General features: G+C 61.9%; 26 protein-coding genes. 13 read left to right on the top strand and 13 right to left on the bottom strand.

From position 1 onward, the window contains the following. The first annotated feature begins 192 nt into the window (after nt 1-192). The 4 genes from speA to N8H71_RS09755 all read left to right on the top strand — a co-directional run bounded on the left by speA (nt 193) and on the right by N8H71_RS09755 (nt 5,420). On the top strand, nt 193-2,106 hold the full coding sequence (gene speA, locus N8H71_RS09740; protein ID WP_262193815.1) for an arginine decarboxylase: 1,914 nt from the start codon (nt 193-195) through the stop codon (nt 2,104-2,106). A gap of 232 nt (nt 2,107-2,338) precedes the next feature. After that, entirely contained in the window at nt 2,339-3,688 is a 1,350-nt protein-coding gene (locus N8H71_RS09745; RefSeq protein ID WP_262193816.1) for a type VI secretion system Vgr family protein, read from the top strand. Further along, nucleotides 3,685-4,479: a DUF4123 domain-containing protein gene (locus tag N8H71_RS09750; protein WP_262193817.1), complete on the top strand. Its 795-nt coding sequence runs from the start codon at nt 3,685-3,687 to the stop codon at nt 4,477-4,479. The genes N8H71_RS09745 and N8H71_RS09750 overlap by 4 nt, the downstream gene beginning before the upstream one ends. Before the next feature lie 17 nt (nt 4,480-4,496). Beyond that, the gene (locus tag N8H71_RS09755) at nt 4,497-5,420 is read left to right on the top strand and encodes an alpha/beta hydrolase (RefSeq protein ID WP_262193819.1); all 924 of its coding nucleotides are present in this window, start codon (nt 4,497-4,499) and stop codon (nt 5,418-5,420) included. Here the strand turns inward: N8H71_RS09755 and N8H71_RS09760 are convergent. Continuing rightward, on the bottom strand, nt 5,367-6,716 hold the full coding sequence (locus N8H71_RS09760; RefSeq protein WP_262193820.1) for an MATE family efflux transporter: 1,350 nt from the start codon (nt 6,714-6,716) through the stop codon (nt 5,367-5,369). The two genes, N8H71_RS09755 and N8H71_RS09760, sit on opposite strands and share 54 nt — an antisense overlap. Before the next feature lie 37 nt (nt 6,717-6,753). Continuing rightward, nucleotides 6,754-7,047, bottom strand: coding sequence for a hypothetical protein (locus tag N8H71_RS09765; protein ID WP_007951010.1), 294 nt, complete (start codon nt 7,045-7,047; stop codon nt 6,754-6,756). Between the two features lie 145 nt (nt 7,048-7,192). Here N8H71_RS09765 and N8H71_RS09770 point away from each other — a divergent pair, with 145 nt between their 5' ends. From N8H71_RS09770 to N8H71_RS09790, 5 genes are all read left to right on the top strand, one after another. Beyond that, on the top strand, nt 7,193-7,495 hold the full coding sequence (locus N8H71_RS09770; RefSeq protein WP_011332275.1) for a MazG-like family protein: 303 nt from the start codon (nt 7,193-7,195) through the stop codon (nt 7,493-7,495). Then, nucleotides 7,495-8,244: a methyltransferase gene (locus tag N8H71_RS09775; protein ID WP_262193821.1), complete on the top strand. Its 750-nt coding sequence runs from the start codon at nt 7,495-7,497 to the stop codon at nt 8,242-8,244. Before N8H71_RS09770 ends, N8H71_RS09775 begins: the two co-directional genes overlap by 1 nt. 12 nt (nt 8,245-8,256) lie before the next feature. Then, nucleotides 8,257-8,871 carry a DUF4136 domain-containing protein gene (locus tag N8H71_RS09780; RefSeq protein ID WP_262193822.1) on the top strand — a complete coding sequence of 205 codons (615 nt, stop codon included), beginning with the start codon at nt 8,257-8,259 and terminating at the stop codon, nt 8,869-8,871. A 54-nt stretch (nt 8,872-8,925) separates the two neighbouring features. Beyond that, nucleotides 8,926-9,483 (top strand): DUF4136 domain-containing protein, encoded by a 558-nt coding sequence (locus N8H71_RS09785; protein ID WP_262193823.1) that lies wholly within the window; start codon nt 8,926-8,928, stop codon nt 9,481-9,483. 149 nt (nt 9,484-9,632) lie between these two features. After that, nucleotides 9,633-11,612 carry a pilus assembly protein TadG-related protein gene (locus N8H71_RS09790; RefSeq protein ID WP_262193824.1) on the top strand — a complete coding sequence of 660 codons (1,980 nt, stop codon included), beginning with the start codon at nt 9,633-9,635 and terminating at the stop codon, nt 11,610-11,612. Here N8H71_RS09790 and N8H71_RS09795 read toward each other — a convergent pair. Together N8H71_RS09795 and N8H71_RS09800 are read right to left on the bottom strand one after the other, a co-directional pair. Continuing rightward, nucleotides 11,582-14,347 carry a PAS domain-containing sensor histidine kinase gene (locus tag N8H71_RS09795; protein WP_262193825.1) on the bottom strand — a complete coding sequence of 922 codons (2,766 nt, stop codon included), beginning with the start codon at nt 14,345-14,347 and terminating at the stop codon, nt 11,582-11,584. The two genes, N8H71_RS09790 and N8H71_RS09795, sit on opposite strands and share 31 nt — an antisense overlap. Then, nucleotides 14,344-14,784: a TadE/TadG family type IV pilus assembly protein gene (locus N8H71_RS09800; protein WP_262193826.1), complete on the bottom strand. Its 441-nt coding sequence runs from the start codon at nt 14,782-14,784 to the stop codon at nt 14,344-14,346. The genes N8H71_RS09795 and N8H71_RS09800 overlap by 4 nt, the downstream gene beginning before the upstream one ends. 75 nt (nt 14,785-14,859) lie before the next feature. Here N8H71_RS09800 and N8H71_RS09805 point away from each other — a divergent pair, with 75 nt between their 5' ends. Then, entirely contained in the window at nt 14,860-15,330 is a 471-nt protein-coding gene (locus N8H71_RS09805) for an A24 family peptidase (RefSeq protein WP_262193827.1), read from the top strand. A gap of 124 nt (nt 15,331-15,454) precedes the next feature. Next, complete coding sequence (locus tag N8H71_RS09810; protein WP_347710519.1) at nt 15,455-16,231, top strand: response regulator transcription factor; 777 nt, start codon at nt 15,455-15,457, stop codon at nt 16,229-16,231. 559 nt (nt 16,232-16,790) lie between these two features. Here N8H71_RS09810 and N8H71_RS09815 read toward each other — a convergent pair. The 9 genes from N8H71_RS09815 to cpaB form a co-directional block, all read right to left on the bottom strand. Next, nucleotides 16,791-17,165 carry a DUF6124 family protein gene (locus N8H71_RS09815; protein ID WP_262193829.1) on the bottom strand — a complete coding sequence of 125 codons (375 nt, stop codon included), beginning with the start codon at nt 17,163-17,165 and terminating at the stop codon, nt 16,791-16,793. A 322-nt stretch (nt 17,166-17,487) separates the two neighbouring features. Then, entirely contained in the window at nt 17,488-17,757 is a 270-nt protein-coding gene (locus N8H71_RS09820; RefSeq protein WP_262193830.1) for a DUF3613 domain-containing protein, read from the bottom strand. An 11-nt stretch (nt 17,758-17,768) separates the two neighbouring features. Then, nucleotides 17,769-18,458 (bottom strand): tetratricopeptide repeat protein, encoded by a 690-nt coding sequence (locus N8H71_RS09825; protein WP_262193831.1) that lies wholly within the window; start codon nt 18,456-18,458, stop codon nt 17,769-17,771. A gap of 10 nt (nt 18,459-18,468) precedes the next feature. Next, a complete protein-coding gene (locus N8H71_RS09830; RefSeq protein WP_262193832.1) occupies nt 18,469-19,359 on the bottom strand; it encodes a type II secretion system F family protein in 891 nt (296 codons plus the stop codon). Beyond that, complete coding sequence (locus N8H71_RS09835; RefSeq protein ID WP_262193833.1) at nt 19,356-20,237, bottom strand: type II secretion system F family protein; 882 nt, start codon at nt 20,235-20,237, stop codon at nt 19,356-19,358. The genes N8H71_RS09830 and N8H71_RS09835 overlap by 4 nt, the downstream gene beginning before the upstream one ends. Nucleotides 20,238-20,247: 10 nt before the next feature. Then, nucleotides 20,248-21,519 carry a CpaF family protein gene (locus tag N8H71_RS09840; RefSeq protein WP_262193834.1) on the bottom strand — a complete coding sequence of 424 codons (1,272 nt, stop codon included), beginning with the start codon at nt 21,517-21,519 and terminating at the stop codon, nt 20,248-20,250. After that, on the bottom strand, nt 21,516-22,706 hold the full coding sequence (locus tag N8H71_RS09845) for a pilus assembly protein (protein ID WP_262193835.1): 1,191 nt from the start codon (nt 22,704-22,706) through the stop codon (nt 21,516-21,518). Before N8H71_RS09845 ends, N8H71_RS09840 begins: the two co-directional genes overlap by 4 nt. Next, nucleotides 22,703-23,971, bottom strand: a complete 1,269-nt coding sequence (locus N8H71_RS09850; protein WP_262193836.1) for a type II and III secretion system protein family protein — start codon at nt 23,969-23,971, stop codon at nt 22,703-22,705. The genes N8H71_RS09845 and N8H71_RS09850 overlap by 4 nt, the downstream gene beginning before the upstream one ends. A gap of 21 nt (nt 23,972-23,992) precedes the next feature. Further along, nucleotides 23,993-24,931, bottom strand: a complete 939-nt coding sequence (gene cpaB / locus N8H71_RS09855; RefSeq protein WP_262193838.1) for a Flp pilus assembly protein CpaB — start codon at nt 24,929-24,931, stop codon at nt 23,993-23,995. 338 nt (nt 24,932-25,269) lie between these two features. On the opposite strand from cpaB, the gene N8H71_RS09860 reads away from it, so the two are divergent. Beyond that, nucleotides 25,270-25,473 (top strand): Flp family type IVb pilin, encoded by a 204-nt coding sequence (locus tag N8H71_RS09860; protein WP_262193839.1) that lies wholly within the window; start codon nt 25,270-25,272, stop codon nt 25,471-25,473. Between the two features lie 87 nt (nt 25,474-25,560). Next, nucleotides 25,561-25,956, top strand: a complete 396-nt coding sequence (locus tag N8H71_RS09865; protein ID WP_262193840.1) for a response regulator — start codon at nt 25,561-25,563, stop codon at nt 25,954-25,956. Nucleotides 25,957-26,238 lie beyond the last annotated feature (282 nt).

Genomic DNA, 26,238 nt, shown 5'->3' on the forward strand with positions numbered 1-26,238 from the left:
TTGATTCAGCTCCAGAGTTCCTGGGTCTGACGTCGTTTCCATGGTTTTCACAGAGCCTGTTCATGAACGGTTTCTAAACTCAACGCTGTCAGCGCGGTCTACCGCCCCGCTGACGAACCGTCATTTTCATTCTTTAGACTGCGCCGGCCTGAGATCAGGCGACGCACTATGACTTCTTTATAGGGGACTTCGATGTCCGTACGACGCACACGCAAAGACGATGGCAGCCAATGGACAGTTGCGGACAGCCGCAGTGTTTACGGGATTCGCCATTGGGGGGCCGGGTATTTCGCGATCAATGACGCCGGTCGCGTCGAAGTTCGTCCGAACGGCCCGAGCAGTTCGCCTATCGATCTGTTCGAACAAGTCGACCAGTTGCGCAAGAGCGGCTTGTCCTTGCCGCTGCTGGTGCGTTTCCCCGACATCCTGCAAGACCGCGTCCGTCAGCTGACCGGTGCGTTCGATGCGAACATCGAGCGGCTGGAATACCAGAGCAAATACACCGCGCTGTACCCGATCAAGGTCAACCAGCAGGAAGCGGTGATCGAGAACATCATCGCCACCCAGAACGTTTCCATCGGTCTGGAAGCCGGCTCCAAGCCTGAGCTGCTGGCGGTGCTGGCACTGGCGCCGAAGGGCGGCACCATCGTCTGCAACGGTTACAAGGACCGCGAGTTCATCCGTCTGGCGCTGATGGGTCAGAAGCTCGGCCACAACGTGTTCATCGTGATCGAGAAAGAGTCCGAAGTCGGTCTGGTGATCGAAGAAGCCGCCTCGCTCAAGGTCAAGCCGCAGGTCGGTCTGCGTGTGCGTCTGTCGTCCCTGGCGTCGTCGAAGTGGGCGGACACCGGTGGCGAGAAATCCAAATTCGGTCTGTCGGCGGCGCAACTGCTGTCGGTGGTCGAGCGCTTCCGCGCGGCTGGCCTGGATCAGGGCATCCGTCTGCTGCACTTCCACATGGGTTCGCAGATTGCCAACCTGGCTGACTACCAGCACGGCTTCAAGGAAGCGATCCGTTACTACGGCGAGCTGCGCAACCTCGGTCTGCCGGTCGATCACATCGACGTCGGTGGCGGTCTGGGTGTCGACTACGACGGTACGCATTCGCGCAACGCCAGTTCGATCAACTACGACATGGATGACTACGCCGGTGTTGTGGTCGGCATGCTCAAGGAATTCTGCGACGCGCAGGCCCTGCCGCATCCGCACATCTTTTCCGAAAGCGGCCGTTCGCTGACCGCGCACCACGCGATGCTGGTGGTGCAGGTGACTGACGTCGAGAAACACAACGACGACGTGCCGCAGATCGAGAACAAGGAAGCACTGCCGGAAACCGTGCAGTGGCTGGTTGACCTGCTCGGCCCGACCGACATCGAAATGGTCACCGAAACCTACTGGCGCGCCACCCACTACATGAGCGACGTGGCCGCCCAGTACGCCGACGGCAAGCTGACCCTGGCTGAAAAAGCCCTGGCCGAGCAGTGCTACTTCGCCGTGTGCCGCCGTCTGCACAACTCGCTGAAGGCGCGTCAGCGTTCGCACCGTCAGGTGCTGGACGAACTCAACGACAAGCTGGCCGACAAGTACATCTGCAACTTCTCGGTATTCCAGAGCCTGCCGGACACCTGGGCGATCGATCAGGTCCTGCCGATCATCCCGCTGCACCGTCTCGACGAAGAGCCGCTGCGTCGTGCCGTTCTGCAAGACCTGACCTGTGACTCCGACGGCAAGATCAACCAGTACGTCGACGAGCAGAGTATCGAGACCAGCCTGCCGGTGCATGCGCTGAACGAAGGTGAAGACTACCTGCTGGGCGTGTTCCTGGTCGGCGCCTATCAGGAAATTCTCGGCGACATGCATAACCTGTTCGGTGACACCGACTCGGTGAACATCTACCAGAACGCCGACGGCAGCGTGTATCACGCAGGTATCGAAACCCACGACACCATCGAAGACATGCTGCGATATGTGCACCTGTCGCCGGAAGAGCTGATGACCCACTACCGCGACAAGTGCGCCAGTGCCCGCATCAGCGCGACCGAGCGCACCCAGTTCCTCGATGCATTGCGCCTGGGCCTGACCCGCTCCTCCTACCTGTCTTCCTGACGACAGGTTCCGAATCCATCAGGTTGTCTGAAATTTTCCCGCACGTAGCGGACGTTTCAGATGACCTGGTGAGACTCTTCTTTTTCTTTTCGCGAAACGACTGTCATTCAGGCGAGCAAAGTGATGTCGTCTGCTTTTCGCGTAGGTCATTTCCGAATCTGTACTTCGGCACTCTACTCGGCCATGCCGCTCGGCGAGAATCCCCGGCCGCCCCCCCTGTAGAGAATCGCCCATGTTCGATCCAGCCCACGAGCCGTCGTTTCGTCTCGATGTAGCGGGGCTGTCCGCCCCGTTTGAAGTCCTGGCATTCACGGGTTTCGAAGCCATCAGCGAGCCTTTTGCATTTGAGATCGACTTGCTGGTCAATGACCCTCATCTGGACCTTGCCGGTCTGATGTATCGCCCGGCGCGCCTGTGTTTCGGGCCTTCTGGCAATGGCGTGCACGGGCAGTTGCATAGCCTTGCCCAGCATGAACATGCGCTCGGCCCCCGTTTGTGCCGGGCGCGGCTGGGGCCGCAGTTGAGTTGCCTGGGCCTGCGCTACAGCCAGCGCATCTTCAGTGACCGCACGGTGCCGCAAATTCTGGATCAGGTGCTGCGCGAGCACGGTATCAGCGCAAGCCGGCGCCGATTCGAACTGCAGGCCGATCATCCGTCCCGGACTTTTTGCACGCAGTATGGCGAGTCGGATCTGCAACTGGTGCAACGGTTGTGCGCGCAGGCCCGGATTCACTTTCACTTCGAACATGGTGCCAGAGGACATTGCCTGGTGTTCGGCGATGATCCGGCCCGGCTGCCGCGAGCGGGCGTCTTGCGATTCGACGGTGAAGGTCGCGGGTCGCCGCTGACAGTGCGTCGCTGGCAGATAAGCGAGCACGCCCACAGGGGCGGCACGCGATTGCAGTGCATCCGCACGGCACAAGGGGAGTGCGATCAGGCTACCCTGCGCAGCGGCCAATGGCTGGCGTTGTTCGGTCACCCCATTGCGCATGCCAACACCCGTTGGTTATTGACCCGGATCGAGCACCGGGCGGATCCGTTGCTTGATCCGCCTTACAGCAACCGGATCTTTGCTGTCGATCATCTGCCCGTGGTCCCGGTGTCCACTGAGGGTTTGAGGAGTCGCATGCGCAGTCCGCAGCGTGCCTGGGTCGTGTCGGTCGAGGAGCAACAACCGGATCCCGCGCGCGCGGTTGCCGTTCAGTTTGACTGGCTTTATCAGGGTGAAGGCGCAAGTCCCAGCCACTGCTGGCTGCCGCTTGCCCCGGCGCTGGCTGATGTGCCGTCGGCGCTGTTGCAGGAAGGTCTGGAGGTGGTGGTGAGTTTTCTGGAAGGCGATCCCGAGCAACCTGTGATCAGTGGCGTCTTGCAGGCCCCGGCAGTCGAAGCATGCATTGAGGAAGAAGAACGATTGTCGCTGCCCGACCACCTGGCAAGCGAAGGTCTGTCGCACTGGCTGAAAGCGGCCGAACCATTATTGCTGTTATGCCTGATCCCCGGGGGCGGCAGCTATAAGCATTGCGCCGCATCAATGTGCAGTTGCCGAGTGGTCGCCGGACTGAAAACGAGCGAAGGAAGATGAGCGCCGCGACACCGGGGCAGCATGCGCAGTGGTTGTTGCTGGACTCTGCACAGGCACCACAGGCGTTGACTACCCTGCGTCAGGGGTTCGCGGGTGTACGCCGCCAGAAACTGTTTGAAGGTACGGAGTTTCAGCCCGTTAGCGAGCAGGGGCCATTGTTGATCGACCTGCGCGAATGCATGGCGCTGTCGGCGCTGTGTCACACCGATCCGCAGACCTGGTGCGGGTTGCTGTTAGGCAGCGATGCCACGACCGAATCGCTGCGTGCGCATTTACAGCGGATGCTGACGGTTTCTGTCGGCGTGAATCATCGTGCGCTGCTCAATTACTACGACCGGCAGACGGCCAGTTACTTTTTCGATGCCTGTGATGCGCGTCAATTGAGTTGCTGGCTCGGACCGATCAAATGGCTGCGCTGGTTCGGTGGTACCTGGGCCGACCGGGCGAGCGGCAGCCTGGGATGGCAGCAACTGCGCAATCCGGGGCTGGACGTCGAGCCACTGCAGATTGAACAGGGGTTGACCCGTCATCAACGCGAGCACCTGCATCGTTGCCTGCTGGAACAACATGTCTGGCGCTGGAGTCAATCGACGGGAACCGATTACCGCACACTGTCCTCCCACCTTGAACAGGGCCTTTCGCTGGGTTTCAGCGATCGGGCCGTGCTGGACGACTGGTTGTGGCTACGCTTGCAGCATCCACGCGCAGAAGTGGTGCAACCGCCACAAGGGTTGACCCAACAGGAGCGGCTCGAACATCTGCGTCGCCGCTGGCAGAACAACCAACCCTGACACGAGGTTTCGCGCGCATGGCCCATTTTTTACGGCACTGGTTCGGCGCGATCCCCGCGGGTTTTCTGCTGTTGATTCTCAGTGGTTGTTCGCCGCTTGAAATACTCGACGCCCTGACGCCGCAAGACTCCTTCGTCAAAACCGCGAGCATTGCCTATGGCGACGATCCGCGTCAGGAGCTCGATGTCTACGTGCCGCGCCACCTGCCAATGGGCGCCCCGGTGGTGGTGTTTTTCTATGGCGGCAGCTGGAACAGCGGCGACCGCGGTGATTACGGTTTTGTCGGTGAGGCATTGGCCTCACGCGGCATCGTGACGGTGGTGGCGGACTATCGGTTGTACCCTCAGGTTCGCTATCCACAATTTCTTGAGGACGGGGCCCGGGCCGTTGCGTGGACCAAGGCCCATATCCATGAGTTTTCCGGCAACCCCCGGCGGCTGTACCTGATGGGACACAGCTCCGGGGCCTACAACGCCTCGATGCTGGCGCTGGATCCGCGTTTGCTGGGTGCGGTCGGGATGTCCCCGGCGGACCTTAGTGGCTGGATCGGCCTGGCCGGCCCTTACGATTTTCTGCCGATCAGGAACCCGCAAGTGCGTCCGGTGTTTTTCTGGCCGGACTCACCGCCTCAATCACAGCCGATCCGGCATGTCAGCGCCGGTGCACCACCGGCGCTGCTGATAGCGGCGAGCCGGGACAGCCTGGTCGATCCGGCCCGCAATACCGGTGGCCTGGCGCGAACCCTGCGCGAAGTCGGCGTGCCGGCGCAGGATTTGTACTACTCCCGCCCGAATCACATGACGCTGGTGGCTGCATTGTCGCAGCCGCTGCGGTGGCTGGCGCCGGTGCTGGATCAGATTGTCGGTTTTATCCGGCACACGCCCGCCTCAATGAGCCGCGCCGGCGAACCAGCCGTCGTTGCGCCGCAGTCGCCACGCTAACGTGCCGAGGGTCAGGCTACGCAGCACCATGAACAGCAGGAATGAAATCCACAACCCGTGATTGCCCAGCCCGCTCAACACCCAGGCGAATGGCAGCAGCAGAGCGACCGTCAGCAGCATGCCGTTGCGCATTTCCCGGGCGCGGGTGGCGCCGATGAACAGGCCGTCGAGCAAATAGCTCCAGACGGCAATCAAGGGCAGCACGGCGAGGTAGGGCAGGTAGATGAATGCGGTCTCGCGCACGCTCTGAATGTCGGTCTGCATTTCGATAAACAGGTGACCGGCAAACAGAAACAGTGCCGCAAAGCCCAGGCTCGCCAGCAACGACCAGCCACCGGCAACCACCAGCGAGCGGCGCAGTGACAGACGATCACGGGCACCGATGGCGTGTCCGCACAGGGCTTCGACGGCATGGGCCAGACCGTCCAGCGCGTGGGCGGTCAGCAGCAGGCCGTTGAGCAGCAGCGCATTGGCCGCAACCGTGGCATCGCCCAGCCGGGCACCCTGCACGGTGATCAGGAAAAACACCGATTGCAGGGCCAGGCTGCGAATGAAAATGTCCCGGTTGACCGCCAGCAGCGGGCGCCAGCTCTGCCAGACCTTCAGTGCGGCCCAGGCGATATGGCCGGGATAGGCACGAAGCGCCTTGCGAGTCATCCACAGGCCGAGCAGGGCGCCACTCCATTCGGCGATCACCGACGCTCGCGCCGAACCGACCACGCCCCAGTCCAGGCCAATCACGAACCACAGGTTGAGCACGATGTTGATCAGGTTGGTGCTCAACAGAATGGCCAGCGGTGCGCGGGCGTTCTGAGTGCCGAGGAACCATCCGACCAACGCATAGCTGGCCAGCGCCGCCGGCAGCCCGAACAGTCGGGTGTGGAAGAAGTCGCGGGTCAGTTGATCCAGCTCCGCTGATGGTTGCATGAAATGCAGCGCAACGCCGCTCAGTGGTACGCCCAGCGTTCCGAGCAGCAGCGCCAGCCCCATCGCCAGCAACAGGCCCTGAAGCAGAATCTGCCGCAAGGCCGCGCCGTCGCTGCGCCCGGCGGCCTGCGCGGCAAAACCGGTGGTGCCCATGCGTAGAAAACCCATGGCCCAGGCCAGAAAGGTGTACAGGCTGGCGCCCACGGCCACCGCGCCCAACTGATGGGCGTGAGGCAGGTGACCGATGACGGTACTGTCGACCAGCGCCACCAGCGGCACGGAAATGTTGGAGAGGATCATGGGGGCGGCGAGGGCCCAGACCCGGCGATGGGTCGGGCGGTCGCGCCAGTCGGCGATCAGGTTGGACATGCGGGCTCCTTGGGGAGCGGCATTGTAGCGGGAGGTGTCAGTGAATGATCCAGCTCAGCAGCCACAATCCCAGCAGCAACCAGATGATCCCGGCAATGATCGAGGCATTCATGAACGCGCGGATTGCCGACCACAACAGCATCAGGCCGACGATCAGCGCAATGATGCTGATGATCGACGTGTCCATGCCCAGCGCCTTCGACAGCCCGTCGACAAAATTGCCGCCAGCGTTGCCCAGCAGATTGAACAGGCCGCTGAGGCCGTCGACGATGAAGCGGATGATCGAGCCGAGCGCCTGGCCCAGCCATTCGAAAAAGCTTTCTACCTGCATGTCTGTTTCCTGATGAAAGAGCTGAGCCTTGGGCCGCAGCGGGTGCGGTCGAGTTCCCTGCAAGCATAGAGGGTTTGGATCCGGGCGACTGCCCCTTGCCTTCAATCCGCATCCCCCCGAAGCTATACGCCTTCAGGAGAACCCGATGAACCTTGTTGAACTGACCGAACGCCTGCACGCCATTCGCGACCGCAATGACTGGCGGCAATTTCACAGCCCGAAAAACCTGGCCATGGCCGCCAGCGTGGAAATGTCCGAACTGGTGGAAATCTTCCAGTGGCTGACCGAGGACCAGTCCCGAGAGTTGCCGGCAGACAAACTCGCCCACGCCGGGCAGGAAGTCGGCGACATCGTTCTCTATCTGTTGCTGCTGTGCAGCGAACTGGGGCTGGACATGAATGAAGTGGTGCGCAGCAAACTCGCCGACAGCGAACGGCGGTTCAGCTGATGAGCGACCGTCATTTCGATCAGTTGGCGACCCGCTTCGCCGAGAAAATCTACGGCGGTGCCAAAGGCGCGATCCGCCTCGCGGTGCTGCAGGCTGACCTCGCCGAAGCTTTGCCGGATCGTCCGCTGCGGGTGCTGGACATCGGTGGCGGCCTGGGCCACATGTCGCTGTGGCTGGCTGAACGCGGGCACCAGGTGACGTTCACCGAACCGGCCGAACCGATGCTCGAAGGCGCACGCCAGCGCTTTGCCGAAGCGGGGCAAACCGCAACGTTCATTCAGGCGCCCTGGCAGGAACTGCTCGGCCAGCTCACCGAACCCTACGATCTGGTGCTGTGCCATGCGGTGCTGGAATGGCTGGCCGAACCCCACGCGATCCTGCCGGTGCTGCATCAGTTGACCAGGCCCGGCGGCTGGCTGTCGTTGGCGTTCTACAACCGCGATGCACTGATTTACCGGAACCTGCTCAAAGGCCATTTCAAGAAAATGCGCAAGAACGACATGGCCGGTGAAAAACAGAGCCTGACCCCGCAGCAGCCACTCGATCCACGGGAACTTGCAACGCAACTCGCCGGGTTGTGGCAGGTCGAAACCCAGAGCGGGGTGCGGGTTTTCCACGATTACATGCCGGTGGAATTCCAGGCCCGCGCCGAATTGATTGATTTGCTCGAGATGGAGCTCGCCCACCGTCGTCACCCAAGCTTCGCCGGGCTTGGGCGCTACTTGCACTGGATCTGCCGGCCGATCTGATCGGAGCGAGATATGAAAGGTCATTCAGGGTTACTGCTGATCTGTCTGGGGTTGGCCGCCTGCCAGGGCAGCAACCCTTATGTGGCTCAGTCGCGGCCATTACCGCCGGCACCACCGCAAGCGGCAACTACCTTCGACCGCAGCGCCTATCCCGCGCCGCCTCGTGACTACGGGCGCTATCGCAGTTGGGCGTGGCTCAACGGTCAGTTGCCGCCGGGCACGGCCTGGGCGGATTCGGCGCAAGTGGCCGAGGCGGTCAGCAGCGCGCTGGACCAGCGCGGCTTGCGCCCGCTGCATGACAATCGCCCGGCCGATCTGCTGGTCAGCGCCAACCTGAGCCTGGAAACCCGCCTGCGTCAGGTGCAGGACGATTACGGTTTTTACGGCGGCGGATACGGCGGTTATGACCGATACGGCCGCGGTTACGGGATGTACAACACAGTGCCGATCGTCCGTACCTACCAGGAGCAGGTCGTGGTGGTGCGGGTCGATCTGTTCGATGCCGGCAGCGGTCAGCCGGTCTGGAGCGCCAGCGCCGAAACCGGCACCCAGGGCAAACAGAGTGATCGCACCGATGCGATTCGGGAGGCTGTCGAAAAGGCCATGTCGGCGTATCCTCCCAGTTAGCTTCCTGCAATTGAGAAGCTCCCTCAGGTTCATGTCTTCCACCGGAGAAAAACCATGTTCCGCCGTCTCGCTTTACTGGTCGTGGCCGCGCTGCTCAGTGCCTGCGCCGCCAACCAGGTCAATCATGACTTCGACGCCAGCCGCGACTTTGCCGCTTATCGCAGCTGGAGCTGGAAAGAACCCGCCCTGCAATACCGCCCCGACGATCCACGGATCAAGAGCGACCTGACCGAACAACGCATCCGTCAGGCCGTCGCCGATCAACTGGATCAGCGTGGTCTGCGCCCGGCCGCCTCGGGTGCCCGAGGCGATCTGTTTGTGCAGACTTACCTGATCGTCGAGGACCGGCAGCAACAGGTGACCACCAACTACGGCGGCGGTTGGGGTGGCCCGTGGAACGGGTACTGGGGTGCACCGATGTACAACGAAACCCGCAACATCACCTACAAGGTGGCAACCATTCAGGTCGATCTGCTCGACGGCAAGGACGGCAAACTGGTGTGGCGTGGCAGCGACGAGCAAATGCTCAGCCGCACGCCGAACCCGGCGGATCGCAGCGGCGCCATCCGCGAAACCGTGGCGCGGATCCTGTCCAACTATCCGCCGCGCTGAGTTTGTTGAACAAAAACGGGAGCCAATGGCTCCCGTTTTTTATGAGCGGGTGAAACTGGCGCCTTGCCAGCAGTGTTGCCTGCGCGTGTCTACACTCATAACCATCCATGGAGGTTGCGCCCGGCCGTGCGCCGGCAAAGGAGTGCGCCATGTCCCGCCATTCGCCGTTCATCGATCCTGCCCGACAACGCGGGGCTATCGGCCTGATGGCGGCGCTGACGCTGGGTATGGCGCTGGTGTTCATTCTGATCGTGGTCGACAGCGGCCGTCTGTACCTCGAACGCCGTCATCTGCAACAGATCGCTGACGTCGCCGCCCTCGAAGCCGCGACCCGTGGCGGCAATTGCGGCGCCGGGGCCACGGCCAACGCTTATGCGCTGGCCAGCGTCGTGCGTAACAATTTCCCGATTCCCAGTGCCGGTCGCACCCTGGCCGTCGCCTGCGGCACGTTGAACCTGGACGCCAGCAATCTGCGGGTATTTGCCGTCAACGCCGCCAGTACGGATGCGATCCGCGTTGTCGTCAGCGATACCGTGCCTCAGAGCTTTGCCGGTGCCATCGGGGGGTTGTTCGGCGGCGCGGGGCGCAATGCGACCATCAACCTCAGCGCCACGGCGGTGGCGGCGCTGACACCACCGTTGGCATCACTGACCATCCGCAGCACCGCGCTGAATGTCGACACGGCCCGGTCCGCTGCTCTTAATGCGCTGTTCGGCGGATTGCTCGGCGGCAACCTCAACCTCAGCGCCGTGAGCTGGAATGGGCTGGTCAATACCAACATCAATCTGCTCGGCTATCTGGACCGGTTGAAGGTTGATATCGGTCTCAGTGCCGGCGGCTACGAGCAGGTGCTGGGCAATACCATCGCCGTCAGCCAGTTGGTCCAGACTGCGATCAACGTCCTCGACCCCAACGGCACCTTGAGCGCCACGGCGACCATCCTCGGCTTGCAGGCGATCAAGGCGGCAGCCGGCGCGACGCAAGTGGTGCTGGGTAATCTTCTTAACGTTCAGGCCGGCACGCAGGCCACGGCGCTGGCGGTGGATCTTCGGGTATTCGACCTGATTCAAGGGTTCGTGCAACTGGCCAACAAGCAAAACGGCCTGGTGGCCAACCAGTCGATCTACCTCGGCGTGGCGCAAATCACCGCTCGGGTGCAGGTGCTGGAGCCGCCGCAATTGTCGGCCATCGGCAACCCTCGGCTGGCGGCCGCCAACCCCTTGGGGCCGAACCGGATTTATGTGAAGACCGCGCAGGTGCGAACCCTGTTGTCGGTCAATCTGCCGTTGCTGGATACGATCCTGTCGCTGGTCAACGGTGTGGCCGATCTCGCCGGCCCGTTGACCAATACGTTGAATGCCTTGCTCAGCCTGAACCTGGTGGGCGTGATCGATTCGCTGACGTGCGCACTCGGTGCGCCCTGCCAGACGCCGTCGATCGAAGTGTTGCCCGGGCCGATTCGTCTCGACGTGGCGCTGGATGTGGCGGCGGCCAACAGCTACGTCACCGCGTTCAGTTGCCTGACGCCGACCAACAAGACCCTGACCACCAACACCACCACGTCTGTAGCCAACCTGAAAATCGGCCACATGGATCCGGCAGCGGTGTTCGGCAATAACGTCACGCCGCCGGCCGTAGTGGTGCAACCGTTGAAGGTGATCGATATCGGCGTGAAGACCTGCCGACGCTTCCTCGTGTTGCCGGTCAGTTGCGATCCGCGCATCCCATCCGTCGGCGGCGGGCTCGACATCTCGGCCGATACCACCGTCGGCCAGAACGCCAACATCCCCCACGTCTATTCCGCGCCGCCGGCCTCCAGCCTGCCGGAGATCAACCAGCCGCCGTTCTATTACAGCTATACCACCAGCAACGTGGTCAACAGCCTGAGCGACACCCTGAACAACATCAACCTCAACATGTATGGCCCGACGGGCAGTCTGGTCAGTGGATTGGGGGCGATTCTGAGCTCCGTGAAGACCTTGCTGGTCACCACTATCAACACGGTGCTCAGCCCGTTGCTCGACACGCTGATCAACACCCTGTTGATGGCCCTGGGGATCAACCTCAACCAGGTTGATGTCGGCGCCAATCTGAGTTGTCAGTCGGGGCGGGCGACGCTGGTGATCTGATCGTCGAGGGCGATCGGCAATTCGATGCAGAACCGTGCGCCGTCGTCGCCGTTGCGCACGCTCAGGCGTCCACCCATGTTCTCGACGATGCCGTAGCTCACCGACAAGCCCAGGCCGGTGCCGACGCCCACCGGCTTGGTGGTGAAGAAAGGCTCGAAAATCCGCTCCAGCAAGCGCGGGTCGATGCCGCCGCCGTTGTCCTCGACCCACAGCCGAACCACGTGTTCGTCGTGTTCGGCACGTACGCCGATCCACGGCTGGAAGTCGCGATTGGATTCGCGCTTGCTCAGTAGCGCATCCCGGGCGTTGACCATCAGGTTGATCATCACTTGTTCCAGTTGATCGACGTACCCGCGCACCTGCACCTGAAAGTTCGCCTCGCCGATCCGTAACTCGACCCCTTTGCCGCGCAGGCCTTCGGACAGCAGCGACAGAGTGCCTTCGATGGCGTCTAGTGGGTTGAACGGGTGCTGTTCAATTTCCGAGCGCCTGCCGAACACCCGCATGTGATCGACCACCCGAGCCGCCCGCTGGACCTGAGCGTCGATGCGGTTGAGTTTGTCGGTCAGGTAATCGATTTGCACATCGCCGTTGCCCAGGCGTTTGAGCACGTTGACGATGGCCATGCGCATCACGTTCAGCGGCTGATTGATCTCGTGGGCAAGCCCCGTGGCCATCTCGCCGAGGGTGGCCATTTTTGCGCTCTGGGTCAGTTGCTGCTGCGAACGCCGGACCTCGGTGTTGTCGCGGCCCACCGCTTGTACCTCAAGCAGGCGACCCTGTTCATCGAATACCCCGCGATCCGACCAGATCCACCACGCATGCTCACGGCCCGGCAGGCGCAGGTTGATTTCGGCGCTGCTCACCGGCGCGTCCGGGGTCAGTTGCGCCAGGCGCTGGACAAAGGCCTCACGTTGTTCGTCGGACATCCAGCTGCCCAGATTCACCCCCGGCAGTTGCTCCGGGGCGCACTCCAGATACATCGCCAGTGGCCGGTTGCCGAAGGTCAGGGTCAGGTCCGGGCGATAGCGGCAGATCATCGCCGGCGAGTCTTCGACGAGGATGCGGTAGCGTTCTTCGCTGGTCTTGATCCGCTCGGCGGCCAGGGTTGCATCGGTGACATCCAGCCACAGTCCGACAGCTTCCACCGGCAGGCCGAGGTCGTCGCGCAACAGTTTGGCTTCATCGAGCAGCCAGTGGACGTTGCCCTGAGTGTCGAGCATCCGGTAGCGCGTGCTCACCGAACCTTCGCGCAGCAACTGTCGGGTGCGTTCGAAATAGGCCGCGCGATCCTCGGGATGCACATGATTCACCAGCGCGCCGTCGGCGCAATCGGCGAGGCCCCAGCCCAGCAGCGGTTGCAGGCTGGCGCTGAAAAACGTCGGCTGCAACGCGCCTTCGACATAACGCTGCACGTAGATCACCGCTGGCGCGCTGGCGATCAGGTTATCCAGTCGCGCATGGGCGGCGGCGGCCTGTTGTTGCTGGTTCTTGATGTCGCTGATGTCGAGCATGAAGCCCACGAGACGCCGCTCGGCACCGATGCCCAGCGACTGGCCCTGCAAACGGAACCACTGCGGTGGCGCCTGATCGTCGGGTTGCAGGCGCACGCAGAGTTCCAGCGGCTGACCTTCATCCTGCAACGCTTGCAGGCGGCTGCGCAGTTCTTCGCGGTCGGCCGGGTGCACCCGGGCGAACCAGTCCTGGATCGGCAGGCGCCCGGCGCTCAACCCGAGGCTGATGGCCAGCGCATCGGCCAGCAGCACTTCGTCGCTGTCGCTGAACACCTCCCACCAACCGGTGCCGAGCAGGCTTTGCAGGATCTCCAGGCGTTCCAGTTGCAAGTGGTGGCGGTGTTCGCGCAGGCGTTCCAGCAACGGCGCGGCCACGGCGGCGGCCAGTTGCAGCCAGTCGTGATCGTTCAAGTCGGCGGTGTGTGGCTGCACGCTGAAGCAGCCGAAGAGCAACCATGCCGCCACACCTTGGGCATCGCGATAGGGCACGGCAAACCCTTCGGCGGGACCGAACACACTGCTCAGGCGTGGATGTTCGACGGGCAGCACGCGTTGCGGTGCTGCGCCGTTGAGGCTGTCGAGGCCGGTGCCCAGGCGCTGCGCGGTGTCCCACAACTGCGGGGCGTCGGGGGCGCTGTAATGCTGATGAATCTGCCAGCCCTGGGTCGCGTCATCCAGCAGCGCGACTGCCAGGCAAGGCACATGAAAACGCTGGCTCAGGCACTGCAACTGTTCGCTCAGCACGCGTGGCAGCCGCATCAGGCTGCACAGACGCAATTGATCGCGAACCTGCGCGGCGAGTAACTGGCATTGTTCACGAGTGCGCGCCTGGTGCCGTTCGACCAACAGGTCAGCAATGTCCAGCAGTTGCAGAATCCATCCTTCGTCCTGGGGCTGGACCCAGCCCCGCAGGTGCAGCGACGGACCGGCGAGGCTGAAAAAATCCAGATCCAGCACTTGGCCCTGCCAGTCAGCGGGCGTGCCTTCGACCGACAGAGCACTGTGGGGCAGCAAGTAATCGAGCAGATGCGACGTACGTGTGGGGTGCAGTTGTTGCGCCAGCGCATGGCGCAACGGACCGCTCAGATGGATAACCTGACCTTCGCGGTCCAGATGCAGCTGCAAGCCGACGCCGGGCACCACGGGGTTGTCTACGACCGCTGAAGGTGAGGGCGGTTGGCGGTTGAGCAGGCGGTCGAACAGCTTGTCGCCGGCACTCAAAATTGCAGGCTCGAACTAGCGGTCAGGTTGGCCGGAAGATTGGGTACCGCACCGATGCCGGGAAGCACCAGAAACGGCAATGCCTGATTGAGTTTGCTGGTCGGGTAATTGATGCGCACGGTCAGCAGGCCGCCGACATAAGTGACTGTAGCGTCGGTGGCCGCGTTGAAGTTCAGCGCCGGCGGCAGCCACGCCAGGCGTCGGGCCAGTTCAGCGCGGGCGACGCCTTGAACCGCGGTCGCGTAGTTGGCGGTCGCCGGATCCAGCGCAACGCTGCGCCGTACGGCTTCGGAAGTGGATTGGGTGAAGGCTTGCATCAACAACATTGGCAGGCTGTAGCTCACAATCCCGTAGAACACCGCGAAGAAAATGACGAAGACCAACGCGAACTCAATAGCGGCGGCGCCTTTTTGTTTGTGGGGGAGGCCGGTTTTCATGAGCGCGTCTACCCTGACAGTCACTACTTAATATCAGCATAGAATCATTCAGCCAAAACGGACGATTTTTACCGGATGCACAGCTTTGTCCTACTGATCTGGCTGACGCTCTGCGCAGCGCAGGATGCCCGCGAACGACACATCGGCAATCGCTTGACCCTCGGTGTCGGTGCGTTGGCGCTGGTGTATTTGCTGACCACCGGCACAACCTGGTCGGGCGCTGACGCGATGCAGGGCGGCTGGGCGGTGTTGCTGGCACTTGCGTTCACATTGCCTGGTTATGCACTGGGGCGAATGGGCGGCGGCGATGTGAAATTAATGACAGCCCTGGCCCTTGCGACAGACGGTCAACACGTGCTCGGTGCGTTTATCGGCGCCGGGCTCACGAGTGCAATGTGGATGCTGCTGGTGCCAAAAGTCTGGCTGCATGCAAGTCAAGGGGTTAGAGAACGTCTTCGATTTTTTGCTCCTGAAATGTCAAAAAAGCTGCCATTTGCGCCGTTCGTGCTGGTTGGAATAATCCTGACTTTTTATTGGATCCATTAGTCGCCGAGTGCCACTACTGCTATGTACATAGTCGGAAAGTGCGTCTACTTTCAATTGAGCGGTTATACAGCTACAGGCTGGCGGTACAGGAATGGTCAGCTTTGGCCCGGGCATGGAGTTGCACGTGAACAAGCTTACGTCGGCGGTAAAGGTTCTGGTGGTCGATGATCAGGCACTGATCGTTGAAGAACTGTGTGAATTTCTCGAAAGCAGCGGGTATCGCTGCGTCCCCTGTGGATCCAGCCAGGAGGCGATCGCGCGGTTCAGTGAAGATCCGGCGATTGGCCTGGTGTTGTGCGACCTGCACATGCCGGACATGGACGGCATCGAGCTGGTGCAGGCGCTGCAACGGTTGTCCGGCAAGAGCCGGGCATTCGAAGCGATCATGCTCACCGGCCGTGCCGACAAGCAGGATGTGATCAAGGCGTTGCGCGCCGGGATTGCCGATTACTACCAGAAGCCGGTGGATCTGGATGAGTTGCTGGACGGTCTGCAGCGTCAGGAAGTGGTGCTGCAGGAGCGGCAGAAGACGCTGCAATTGGGGCACCTGAATCAGAAGCTGCAGGATCTTTCTTCATCGATCGACGATTTGTATCAGGATCTGGACAAGGTTCGGCGCGGGCCTGCACCTGCGGCCGAGTCGGTGACTGAGGGGGACTGTGCGCAGATGCCGGCGATTTTCGAGCAGTTGTCGCCTCGGCAGCTGGATGTGGCCAGGCTGGTGGGCAAAGGGCAGACCAATTATCAGATTGCCTGTGAGTTGGGGATTACCGAGAACACGGTGAAGTTGTATGTGTCGCAGGTTTTGCGGTTGACGCATATGCATAATCGGACGCAGCTTGCGTTGGCTCTGGCTCCGGGGAGTTCTTCTGCTGTTCGGCGGGGGGTTACGGCGCATTGACCTTGGCGGCCTTTGGGCCGGCCAGGCTTTTGGGGTTTTGGGTGTTTATCCGTTGCTTCGGGTGTTGCGGCTGGCGGTTTCGCCCTTACGGCGAGTCACCTTTTCCAAACGCCGAAAAGGTAACCCAAAAGGCTTGGCCCCTGCGTTCGGCACCTCGCTGTGGCTCGGTGTTCCTTCGCTCCGGGATTGATCCGGGGGCATCGCCTACGGTTTGCTTCGCTGCACCTCCTCTCGATGTGTTTGGCTTCGCCAAACGGTCGCTGCGCTCCCACCCCCGGATCAATCCCTCCACTCAGCCTTCCGACGGGGCCGGTACGTCAAAAGCTTTGCTCGAGCTAACGCTCATCGTTTTGAGTGGTGAGGAGCGAACAGCGAACAGCGGACTGCTTTCCTGTGGGAGCCAGCCTGCTGGCGATGGCGGCCTGACAGCCGACCAGATCTTGTGGGGATTGATCGTTCCCACGCTCTGCGTGGGAATGCAGCCCGGGACGCTCTGCGTACCAATCGATCTGCCAGCGAATGCATTTTGACGCTGGCAGGTCGGTTTTGTCAGAACGGCTTAGCTGTGTGTTGGGCAACGCTGTACTTCGACGTTATCCAGCACGCGGTTCACCGCCAGTTCGGCGAGCATGATGACTTGTTGTATGCCCAGAATCCGGTGTCGTTGCGGTGAGTCGACATAGGCTGCCACGTCACTGGCCATGACGCTGGCCGAGGCCAGGGATTCGCAGGCGTGGGCCAGCAGGCTTTCGTCGTCCATGTCCGGTGAGATCTGGAACATTTCGCTCGGTTTGCGGCCGGGGCATTTTTTGGGGAGGGGGTTCAGGTAGTGATCCAGGGCGCGCTCGGCGGCGTCGTGGAGTTTCTTTGAATCGGCGGATTCGTAGGGCGAGGTGTTGTCGGTTTCGGGTGGATTCGGTGTTGGTTTTTTCATGGTGAAGCTCCATTCGGAATATGGAGTTCGCCGCGTTCTGCGACCAAGCAGTCGGGTGGCGAACCGTACGCGGGTTGGTCGACCAGGGAATGGAAACCCGGCAGGGCCGGAGCCCTCCCACGCACAGTTCGCCATTAAGCATGCTGAAAAGTGCGCCATTCTAAACCCGGACGACCAAGCCCGTTCGCTGAATTTGCAGCGACCCCCAAAGCCTATCCACCCCGTTTCCGAGGGACAACCGACGCGAGGTGTCGGAAACATCCTCCAGAATCACGCCATCTGTAGGAACAAACACGTTTAGAAGTGTGTGCCTGCGCCCCGATTAACCTCCCGACCCACTGTCCACGGTTCCTCCCTGCTTCTGATCAAAGAACTCCGGAATCTCGTGTGTGTAACTCTTCAACCAGCGCTGCATGCTCAGTTCGCGCTCGGTCGGTGTGCTGGTCTGCGGTTTGTTCGAGGCGGCTTTGTTGCGGCTTTGCAGGAGCAGCCAGCCTTCGGTTTCCTGTTGTTGCGCCGAGGCGGGGCCGGGGTCGATGGCGTGGGCGGTGAGGGGCAGGGCAATCAAGAAGCAGATCGCGGTGGTTTTCATGGCGGGGCTCCTTACTTGAGCATCGCGGTGGCGGCTGCGGTGACGGGGCTTGGGGTCTTGAGTTTTTGCGCGCGGGCCTGGGCTTCACTGAATTGTTCGGGGCTCAGGTTCAGGCGGCTGACCAGTTCGGCGGCGCGGGTCCAGTCGTCCTGGTAGAGCAGCAGCGTCACCAGGTTCAGCGCGGCCAGTGAGTCGCTTTGCTTGAGCTCCATGGCGGTGAGGAATTCAAAACGCGCGTCTTCGAGGCGCAGTTGGTTGAGGTACACCACGCCCAGGTCGTTACGGATTTTTTCGTCGGTCGGTGCCAGGCGCGCGGCGCGTTGCAGGTGGGCCTGGGCCTGGCCGTAGTCGGCACGCGCGGCGGCGATCTGGCCGAGCCCGTGTTCGGCTTCGGCGGCCAGGCAGGTGCCCAGCAGGCCGCGATACAGCGGTTCGGCTTCGCTGCGTCCGAGCAGGCGATAGACCTTGGCCTTGCGCAGGCGAACATCGGCGAGGTTGTCCGGCAGGCTTTGCAGGTTGGCAAGGCTGGCGTGCAGTTTGCCGTCTTTGGCCATGTCGTCGGCCAGGCTCATCGACAGCTGTTGATCCTGACTCAGCTTGCCGCAACTGGCGCTTTGAGTCAGGGCGTCCCACGGCGCCTGGCCGGTGTTGGCGCAGCCGCCGAGCATCAGCAGGATCAGGCTTGCAATCATTGTTTTCATGACGATTCCTTTATGAGCCCAGCGCCCGCGCCAAGGCACTGAAGCCCGGGCCGGCGAGGACGATCAACAGCGCCGGGAAGAGAAACATCATCATCACGACGGACATTTTGGCGGACATTTTCGAGATGTATTCCTGCAGCCTTGTCAGGCGCCGGTCATCGAGCAGTTGCTTGAGCGCCAGCAGCGATTTCATCGCGCCGCCGCCCTGTTGCAGCAGTTGCTGAAGGATCACGCAGGTATCGGTGAACTCGTCCACCGCCAGCAGGCGTGTCGCCTTGTTCAGTTCTTCACCCAGCTCAAGACCGGAATCGACCCGGGCCAGCACCAGACGCAATTCCTGGGTCAGCACCGGCAGCAGCGTCTGACCTTCGTGGCTGAGCACGCGCAACGCCTGCTCCACGGCCATGCCTGCATCGAAGAGAATGCGCAGCAGCGGGATGAAGGTGGAGATTTCCGTGGCCAGTTGTTTCTGTCGACGGTCGGCGGCCATTGCCAGCAGACGTTTGGGCAACAGGTAGCCAATGCCGAGGGCGAACAGCGGGGCGATCCAGTGCCGCTCGATGTGCGGGAACAGCACCCCTTGCAGCAGCACCGCCACGGTCAGCAACAGCAGTGGCGCGCCGATCTGGCAGGCGGCGAACAGCGAGCGCTGGCGGGCGCTGCGCCAGCCGAGGCGATTGAGCAGGGTCTGGGTCTCGTTGTCGAGTTTGACGGTGCGCTGGCCGATGGCGCTTTCGCCGAGCACCTGCAACAGGTTGCCGAAACGATCGTCGCGCAGCAGGTCACCTTCCAGCCTGCGCGTGATCTGTCGTGCGCGGCGCCGCCGGTCGAGCAGGCCGGAGATCAGCAACAGTGCGGCGCCCAGCATCAACAGGGCGCTGATCATCAGGGGCGTAGTCATAGGCTGCGCAACATCCGCCAGAGCAGCAGGCTGCCGATCACCTGCAGACCGAAGGCGCTGGCGAGCATGATCTGGCCGGAATGGTCGTTCCACATGGCGATCAGGTATTTGGGATTGGACAGCAGAAAATACCCGGCGAGCCCGACTGGCAGCAGCCCGAGTACCCAGGCGGTGATGCGGGTTTCGCCGGTCATGGCCCGCAGTTGACGCGAAGCCTGGTCGCGCTCGCGGATCATCCGGATCAGGTTTTCCAGCAGTTCGCTGGCGTTGCCACCGTAGCGGTGATTGACCTTCAGGCCGACGGCAAACAGGCGCAGTTCGTCTTTCTCATAGAGCTCCGCGATATCGCCCACCGCCTCCGGCAGGCTGACCCCCAACTGCACGTTGCGCTGGACCCGGCCCATGGCGTTTTTCAGTGGGTCTTCGCTGGCGTCGATTGCACCCAGTACCGCGTCGGCCAGCGTGCGTCCGGACTTCAGGCTGCGTACCGTGTGATCGAGCAGTTGCGGCAGTTGTTCGATCATCCGTCGCAGGCGTCGCTGATAGCGCCAACTGACATAAACGCGCAGCGCCAGCGGTGGCAGTACCAACAGCAAAAAAAAGCCGATCCAGCCACCGATTGCCAGGCCGATCAGGCTGGCGAAGGCCCACAGCAGCAACCACCGTTCGAGGCGTTCCGGGCGGCCGAGACCCGCCCGTAAAAAAGCCCGCTCCAGCCCTGCCCAGCGGTGATTTTCCACCAGCAGTTGCGGTTGTCCCTGATTCAACCGGTCCAGCACCCGCTCGGTGCCGTTCTGCCGCCAGCCGTTGTAGAACAGTCGCAGCGACAGGCCCAGCAACGCGAAGCAGATCAGGATCAACAACAGCGGTTTGAGCATGTTCTGGTCCTCACTGCGAAAGCACCGGCTCGCGGCGCAGCTTGTCACCGGCCGGATTCACTGCCTCACGCAGGAAGCCGAAACCGCTGCGCCGGTCGAGACGGAACAGGGTATTTGTGACGTAGACGTCGTCACGAATACCGACCACTTCCACCACTTCGCTGACGCAGCGGCGGCCGTCGGGCATGCGCGTCAGTTGAATGATCACGTCGAGTGCAGCGCAGATCATCTGGCGCAGGGTGCGATCGGCAAGGGTGCGCCCGGTCAGGCCCACCAGGGTTTCCAGGCGCAGCAATGCGTCCTGTGCATTGTTGGCGTGAACGGTGCTCATCGAGCCGTCATGACCGGTGTTCATTGCCGTCAGTACGTCGACCACTTCGACCCCGCGAATCTCACCGAGGATGATCCGGTCGGGACGCATCCGCAGGGCGTTGCGGATCAGGTCACTGGCCTTCACTTCGCCGTGGCCCTCGGCATTCGGCGGGCGGGTTTCCAGGCGCACGACATGCGGATGGCCGAGTTGCAATTCGGCGACGTCTTCGATGGTCACCAGCCGTTCGTAGGGGTTGATCAACTGACTGAGGATGTTCAACAGAGTGGTCTTGCCGGTGCCGGTGCCACCGCTGATGAGAATGTTGCAGCGCTTGCCCACGGCCTCGGCGAGGAAATCGAAAATCGCCTGATCGATGGTCTGCATCGCCATCAGGTCTGTGCTTTTGAGCATGTCCTTGCGGAATTTTCGAATCGATAGGCACGGGCCGTCGAGGGCAATCGGCGGGATGATCGCGTTGACCCGGCTGCCGTCGGGCAGACGTGCATCGACCATCGGCGATGACTCGTCGAGACGCCGGCCAAGCGGGGCGAGAATGCGCTGCATGACCCGTTCGACGTGGTGTGCGTCGATGAAACGCAGATCGCTCAGGTGCAGCACGCCGTCGCGCTCGATGAATACCCGATGCGGGCCGTTGACCAGTATCTCGGTCACGGCATTGTCGCGCAGCAACACTTCCAGCGGGCCGAAGCCGGTCAGCTCATCGACGATCTCTTCGGCCAGACGCTCCATTTCATAGCGCGAAATCGCCAGGTGCAGGCGAGCGATGTATTCGGCGACTTTGTCGATGACGAACTGCGACAGGATCTGCCGCGAACCTTCCAGCAGGTTTTTTCCCGACTCCTCGATGGCGTCGATGATGTAGCGATGCAGCACCAGTTTCAGACCGTCATGATCGGTATTGCCGGAGGCGTGGCGCTGCGGTCCGCCGAACAATTGCTCGTTGCTCATGAGTTGCCTCGCAAGCGATCGAACCAGGTGACCTTGGGTTTGGCCAGGCCTTCGGAGCGTTTGGCCAGACGTTCGCCGAGGGTGCGCAGGCTTTGGCTGAGGGCCTCGCGTGGCGCCAGTTCGAACAGGGTCACACCCTGGTTCTTGGCGTTCAGCCGCACCTCCGGGCTGTAGGCGAGTGCGGCGATGACTTCCAGGCCGAACGTCCTGCCGAGGGTGTCGGAATCCGGCGCGACGTTGCGTAGATAACGATCCACCAGCAGCTTGGCGTGATCGAGTTTCATGCCTTTCTCGCGCCACAGATTGAGCACCGCGAGGTTGCGCCGGCAATCAAGGACATTCTGGTCGGTGTACCACAGCAGTTTGTCGCAATGACTGACGAAGGTGCGCAACGCTTCGCTGTCCGGTTGACCGGTGAGGTTCACGACAATGTGCTGGAAATGCTGACGCAAGGCGCTGAGCAACATGTACAGCTCGGCCGCGCTGGTGCGCTCCAGCGGTTCGTCGCCGGGGGCGTAGGCGAGAATGCGCAACCCGGCCTCGGCGCTGGTGAACGCGCTGTCGATCAGGGTCGCGTCGAGGCGGCGCAAGTGGCGTAATGCATCGCCGAAATGAAACGAACTCTCCAATCCAAGCAGAGCGAGGCTGTCGCCGCGTGGCAGGCCGAGATCAAGCAGCAGGGTCTGCTGACCGCTTTTCTGCACCACCAGCGCCATATGGTTGGCCAGCAGTGCGCCGTCGGCGTTGCTCTGAACACCGTAGAGAACGGTAAGGCCACCCAGTTGGGCATTCGGCGTCACCGCTGGCAGGCGTTTGCTCAGCCGGCGCACCAGCCCGGCGACTTCACTCGAGCGCGATCCGTACGCCACAAAATCCCGGGCACCGGCACGCATCGCATTGAGCACCAACTGATTGTCCATGCCGTCACCGAGGGCGACGATCGCCAGCATTGGCTTGGCCTCCAGCACACCTTCGATCAGCGCGCTCTGGGCCACCAGGTGTTCACGGTCGAGGCCGACGAATACCAGGTTGGCGAAGGTCACGTCCACCAGCGCCAGCAACTCGTCGAGGCTGCCGCCTCCGGCACTGACCACCTGACCCAGCGGCGCCAGTGCGCCTTGCAGCCACTCAAGATCGGTGGTGTTGCGGGTGATGGCGAGAAAGGTCTGGCTCAGGCTCTGGCTCATTGCGACAACCCGCTGCGTTTATCGAAGTTGCCGTTTTCCAGGAAGTACAGGCGATACCAGTTAGGGTCGTAGTTGCGCAGCTTTTCACCGGGCAACGATGGCAACGGTGCATTGACCGCCAGCGGTTGTACCAGGTGCGGTGTGACGATCATCAGCAATTCGCGCTCTTCACGATTGATCGACGAGTTGCGGAAAAACGCGCCGAGAATCGGGATGTCACCCAGCCCCGGAAATTTATTCACCTCGGACGCGTTGCGGGTGCTGATCAATCCGCTGATGACGAAGCTCTCGCCATCGGCCAGAGAGATGCTGGTGTCGGTGCGGCGGATGGTGAACGCCGGTACGGTGGTGCCGCCGATGGTCACGCCGTTGTTGTAATCCAGCTCGCTGACTTCCGGGGCGACCTTGAGGGCGATCCGGTCGTTGCTGACCACGGTCGGGGTCAGGGTCAGGCGGATGCCGAACTCCTTGTATTCGATCGAATAACTGTTGCTGTTGGCGCTGGGCACCGGGATCGGCACTTCGCCGCCGGCCAGGAAACTCGCACTCTGCCCGCTCAAGGCCACCAGGCTTGGACGCGCCAGGGTATAGGCGAATCCGCTGCCTTCCAGTGCGTTGACGATGCCAAGGAACTTGCTGCTGCCACCGCCCCAGACGATGTTGAACATGTCGTTGGCCAGCGGAATGCTCGGTGCAGCAATGCGGGGATCGATGTTGGCCAAGGGTACGACACCCGGCGTCACACCGGTGTTCGGCACGGTGCCCGGCGCGCCGAACAGAAAGTTGTTGGAGCCCTTGCCGTAGATCGAGGTGCCGGCCTCCTTGAGTTTGGTACGGCTGACTTCGACGAAGCGGATGTCGGTCTGCACTTGCGACGGCAGTTCCGGTTCGCTGCTGGACGGCAGCGCCGCAGCGGTCATCGCCGCACTGGCCTTGCCCTGTACGAACACCATGCTCTGGCGCGGTGTGCTCGCGCAGGCAGTCCAGATCATCAGCGTGGTGGCGCCCGGTCCGACGCCCGTGAGCAACACGCCTTGATCGCCGGTCACGCGCACGTCGGCGATCTTTGGATCGCCCACCGCCACCCGGGTGATCGCCACCGGCGATTGCACGGCCTGTTGCAGGCCCTCGCCAACTTCCAGCACCGCCGGCAACGGCGCCAGTGCGGCGCAGTTTCCGGTGGCGGCGACGGCGCTGCCGATCGAGGCGACGCTCAGCAGCGAGAACTGCAGCCAGTGGAACAGAGGCGTAAAGCATTTGCGCATGAAGGTGCGTCCTTGCTCGAGTCAGGGATTGGGTTCGGCGGATTCGGTGCCACGGATCACTTCCACGGCCGGTTTGTGAGAGGTGGTCTGACTGGCGACCGCCAAGGGTTTTGGCGGGGGGGCGAGGGACAGTTGACTGAACTCGATCAATTCGCGTCGAGGGCTGTCGAGGCCGGCGGCAACGTTGTTGTCGCCGGCCCAGTAGCGGGCCAGTTGCTGTTCGTCGGCGCTGCGCACGGCAAGTCGCAAGACCCCGGCGCTGGAGGCCAGCATCAAACGGTTGAGCAACGGTTCTGGCACCGCGAGTACTACGCTGCGTGCGGCGGCGCGCAATTGTTCCTGCTTGAGTTTCTCTTCGTCACTGTGGGCGGGACTCGCGGGCTGGCCACTGTTGGTCAGGCCCATCTGGTTGCCCACGCCCAGCACGCGCACAGCAGGCACCACCAGTTGGGCGGAGGGTTGCGGATTGTTTTCGTCCTTGCGCAAATACAACAGCACATCGACGTAATCCCCCGGAGCGAGTTGGCCCCCGGCATTGATCACTTCATCCACTGCGACAGCGAGCGCGCGTTCGCCGGGACGGATCATCCGCGCCAAAGGGCTGCCGGCTTCGAAGCTTTCCTCGGTCAGCCAGGTGCCGGCTGTCAGGGCACGCCATGGCGTGCGGCCGATCACTTGATCGATATTGCCGAGGCTGCCGGCGGGTGCGGTGCGCAGTTTTTCCACGGTGACGTCAGAGGCGGTGATTTTCACGAACGGGGCGATGTCGCGCACCAGTACCACCACCGGTTGGCGGGTCGGATCTTCCACCGGTGCCGGGGTGTCGACAGGGGTAGCAGGGGCAGCAACCACGGGTTCGGCGACCGGGGCCTGACGACTCAATGTCAGCCCCCAGTAACCGGCGATGATGGCACCCAGCAGCAACATGCCGGCCAGACCCAGAGTGACGCGACTGTTCATGACGGCTCTCCCTTTCCCGCTGCGCTATGTCCTCTGCAACAACCCGTGACTTCCAACGAGATAAATTCGCAATCAGGCAGCTATGAACCAGTAACTATTTCGCTATTTGACGGTAGCGCAGCCCGAACAAAACGCCATTAAGCGGGCTGAAATAACCGCCGAAAACAGGGGGCTAAAGCGCCAGACTCGGGTTTTTCGTCGTTGTTCCGGCATTTACAACTTTGGTGTTAATCCGTTCTTACAGTTGTCGGTCCCGGTAATGCCGACAATGCTGATGCTGGCACAGGGAAATCATGTTGCGAGCGCGCAACACCCGGTGTCTTCAAGGAGAATCAGTCATGTCCTTCGCAAAAAAAGCCGTGCAGAAGATCAAGTCCGAAATCGCCTTTTACAAAGGTCTGGCCAAAGACACTGAAGGGGCATCGGGTATCGAATACGCGATCATTGCCGGGATGGTGGCGGTGGCGCTGGCAGCCTTCGTGACGCCGATTTCGAACGCCATTACTGCGATGTTCAACACCATCCAGGCCGCAGTGACCTGAGGCGGGTGATGAGTAATGGATGGCAACTTGCGAATGCGCCAAAGGGGTTCTAACGTCAGCGCTCAGTCCATCGCAAGGTGAAGTCCTATGTCTTCCTCCCAAACTCCCCGGCAACAGTTGCTTCTGGTCGATGACGAGGAAGACGCACTGCTGGAGCTGGCGGAGTTGCTGGAAGGCGAGGGCTTCGTTTGTCATACCGCGACGTCGGTGAAGCTGGCTCTGCATCATCTGACCCGGCATCCGGATATTGCGCTGGTGATTACTGATCTGCGCATGCCGGAGGAGAGTGGCATGTCGTTGATCAAGCGGTTGCGCGAGCATACTTCGCGTCAGCATTTGCCGGTGATTGTGACGTCGGGGCATGCGGACATGGAGGATGTGAGTGACATGTTGCGGTTGCAGGTGCTGGATCTGTTTCGCAAGCCGATTTATCACGTTCGGTTGCTTGAGACTCTGGATAATCTTTTCCCGAGTCCGAGGTGAATGTTTTTTGACTTGGCGGCCTTTGGGCCGATCAGGTTTTTTGGGGTTTTGGGTGTTTATCCGTTGCTTCGGGTGTTGCGGCTGGCGGTTTCGCCCTTACGGCGAGTCACCTTTTCCAAACGCCGAAAAGGTAACCCAAAAGGCTTGGCCCCTGCGTTCGGCACCTCGCTGTGGCTCGGTGTTCCTTCGTTCCGGGATTGATCCGGGGGCATCGCCTACGGTTTGCTTCGCTGCACCTCCTCTCGATGTGTTTGGCTTCGCCAAACGGTCGCTGCGCTCCCA

The organism is Pseudomonas koreensis (assembly GCF_025447595.1).
GTDB classification, from domain to species: Bacteria; Pseudomonadota; Gammaproteobacteria; order Pseudomonadales; family Pseudomonadaceae; genus Aquipseudomonas; species Aquipseudomonas koreensis_H.

Bases quoted from the DNA above. Each gene is read 5' to 3' on its own strand.
- speA (WP_262193815.1), top strand. From the start codon at position 193: ATGTCCGTACGACGCACACGCAAAGACGATGGCAGCCAATGGACAGTT.
- N8H71_RS09745 (WP_262193816.1), top strand. From the start codon at position 2,339: ATGTTCGATCCAGCCCACGAGCCGTCGTTTCGTCTCGATGTAGCGGGG.
- N8H71_RS09750 (WP_262193817.1), top strand. From the start codon at position 3,685: ATGAGCGCCGCGACACCGGGGCAGCATGCGCAGTGGTTGTTGCTGGAC.
- N8H71_RS09755 (WP_262193819.1), top strand. From the start codon at position 4,497: ATGGCCCATTTTTTACGGCACTGGTTCGGCGCGATCCCCGCGGGTTTT.
- N8H71_RS09760 (WP_262193820.1), bottom strand. From the start codon at position 6,716: ATGTCCAACCTGATCGCCGACTGGCGCGACCGCCCGACCCATCGCCGG.
- N8H71_RS09765 (WP_007951010.1), bottom strand. From the start codon at position 7,047: ATGCAGGTAGAAAGCTTTTTCGAATGGCTGGGCCAGGCGCTCGGCTCG.
- N8H71_RS09770 (WP_011332275.1), top strand. From the start codon at position 7,193: ATGAACCTTGTTGAACTGACCGAACGCCTGCACGCCATTCGCGACCGC.
- N8H71_RS09775 (WP_262193821.1), top strand. From the start codon at position 7,495: ATGAGCGACCGTCATTTCGATCAGTTGGCGACCCGCTTCGCCGAGAAA.
- N8H71_RS09780 (WP_262193822.1), top strand. From the start codon at position 8,257: ATGAAAGGTCATTCAGGGTTACTGCTGATCTGTCTGGGGTTGGCCGCC.
- N8H71_RS09785 (WP_262193823.1), top strand. From the start codon at position 8,926: ATGTTCCGCCGTCTCGCTTTACTGGTCGTGGCCGCGCTGCTCAGTGCC.
- N8H71_RS09790 (WP_262193824.1), top strand. From the start codon at position 9,633: ATGTCCCGCCATTCGCCGTTCATCGATCCTGCCCGACAACGCGGGGCT.
- N8H71_RS09800 (WP_262193826.1), bottom strand. From the start codon at position 14,784: ATGAAAACCGGCCTCCCCCACAAACAAAAAGGCGCCGCCGCTATTGAG.
- N8H71_RS09805 (WP_262193827.1), top strand. From the start codon at position 14,860: ATGCACAGCTTTGTCCTACTGATCTGGCTGACGCTCTGCGCAGCGCAG.
- N8H71_RS09815 (WP_262193829.1), bottom strand. From the start codon at position 17,165: ATGAAAAAACCAACACCGAATCCACCCGAAACCGACAACACCTCGCCC.
- N8H71_RS09820 (WP_262193830.1), bottom strand. From the start codon at position 17,757: ATGAAAACCACCGCGATCTGCTTCTTGATTGCCCTGCCCCTCACCGCC.
- N8H71_RS09825 (WP_262193831.1), bottom strand. From the start codon at position 18,458: ATGAAAACAATGATTGCAAGCCTGATCCTGCTGATGCTCGGCGGCTGC.
- N8H71_RS09830 (WP_262193832.1), bottom strand. From the start codon at position 19,359: ATGACTACGCCCCTGATGATCAGCGCCCTGTTGATGCTGGGCGCCGCA.
- N8H71_RS09835 (WP_262193833.1), bottom strand. From the start codon at position 20,237: ATGCTCAAACCGCTGTTGTTGATCCTGATCTGCTTCGCGTTGCTGGGC.
- N8H71_RS09840 (WP_262193834.1), bottom strand. From the start codon at position 21,519: ATGAGCAACGAGCAATTGTTCGGCGGACCGCAGCGCCACGCCTCCGGC.
- N8H71_RS09845 (WP_262193835.1), bottom strand. From the start codon at position 22,706: ATGAGCCAGAGCCTGAGCCAGACCTTTCTCGCCATCACCCGCAACACC.
- N8H71_RS09850 (WP_262193836.1), bottom strand. From the start codon at position 23,971: ATGCGCAAATGCTTTACGCCTCTGTTCCACTGGCTGCAGTTCTCGCTG.
- cpaB (WP_262193838.1), bottom strand. From the start codon at position 24,931: ATGAACAGTCGCGTCACTCTGGGTCTGGCCGGCATGTTGCTGCTGGGT.
- N8H71_RS09860 (WP_262193839.1), top strand. From the start codon at position 25,270: ATGTCCTTCGCAAAAAAAGCCGTGCAGAAGATCAAGTCCGAAATCGCC.
- N8H71_RS09865 (WP_262193840.1), top strand. From the start codon at position 25,561: ATGTCTTCCTCCCAAACTCCCCGGCAACAGTTGCTTCTGGTCGATGAC.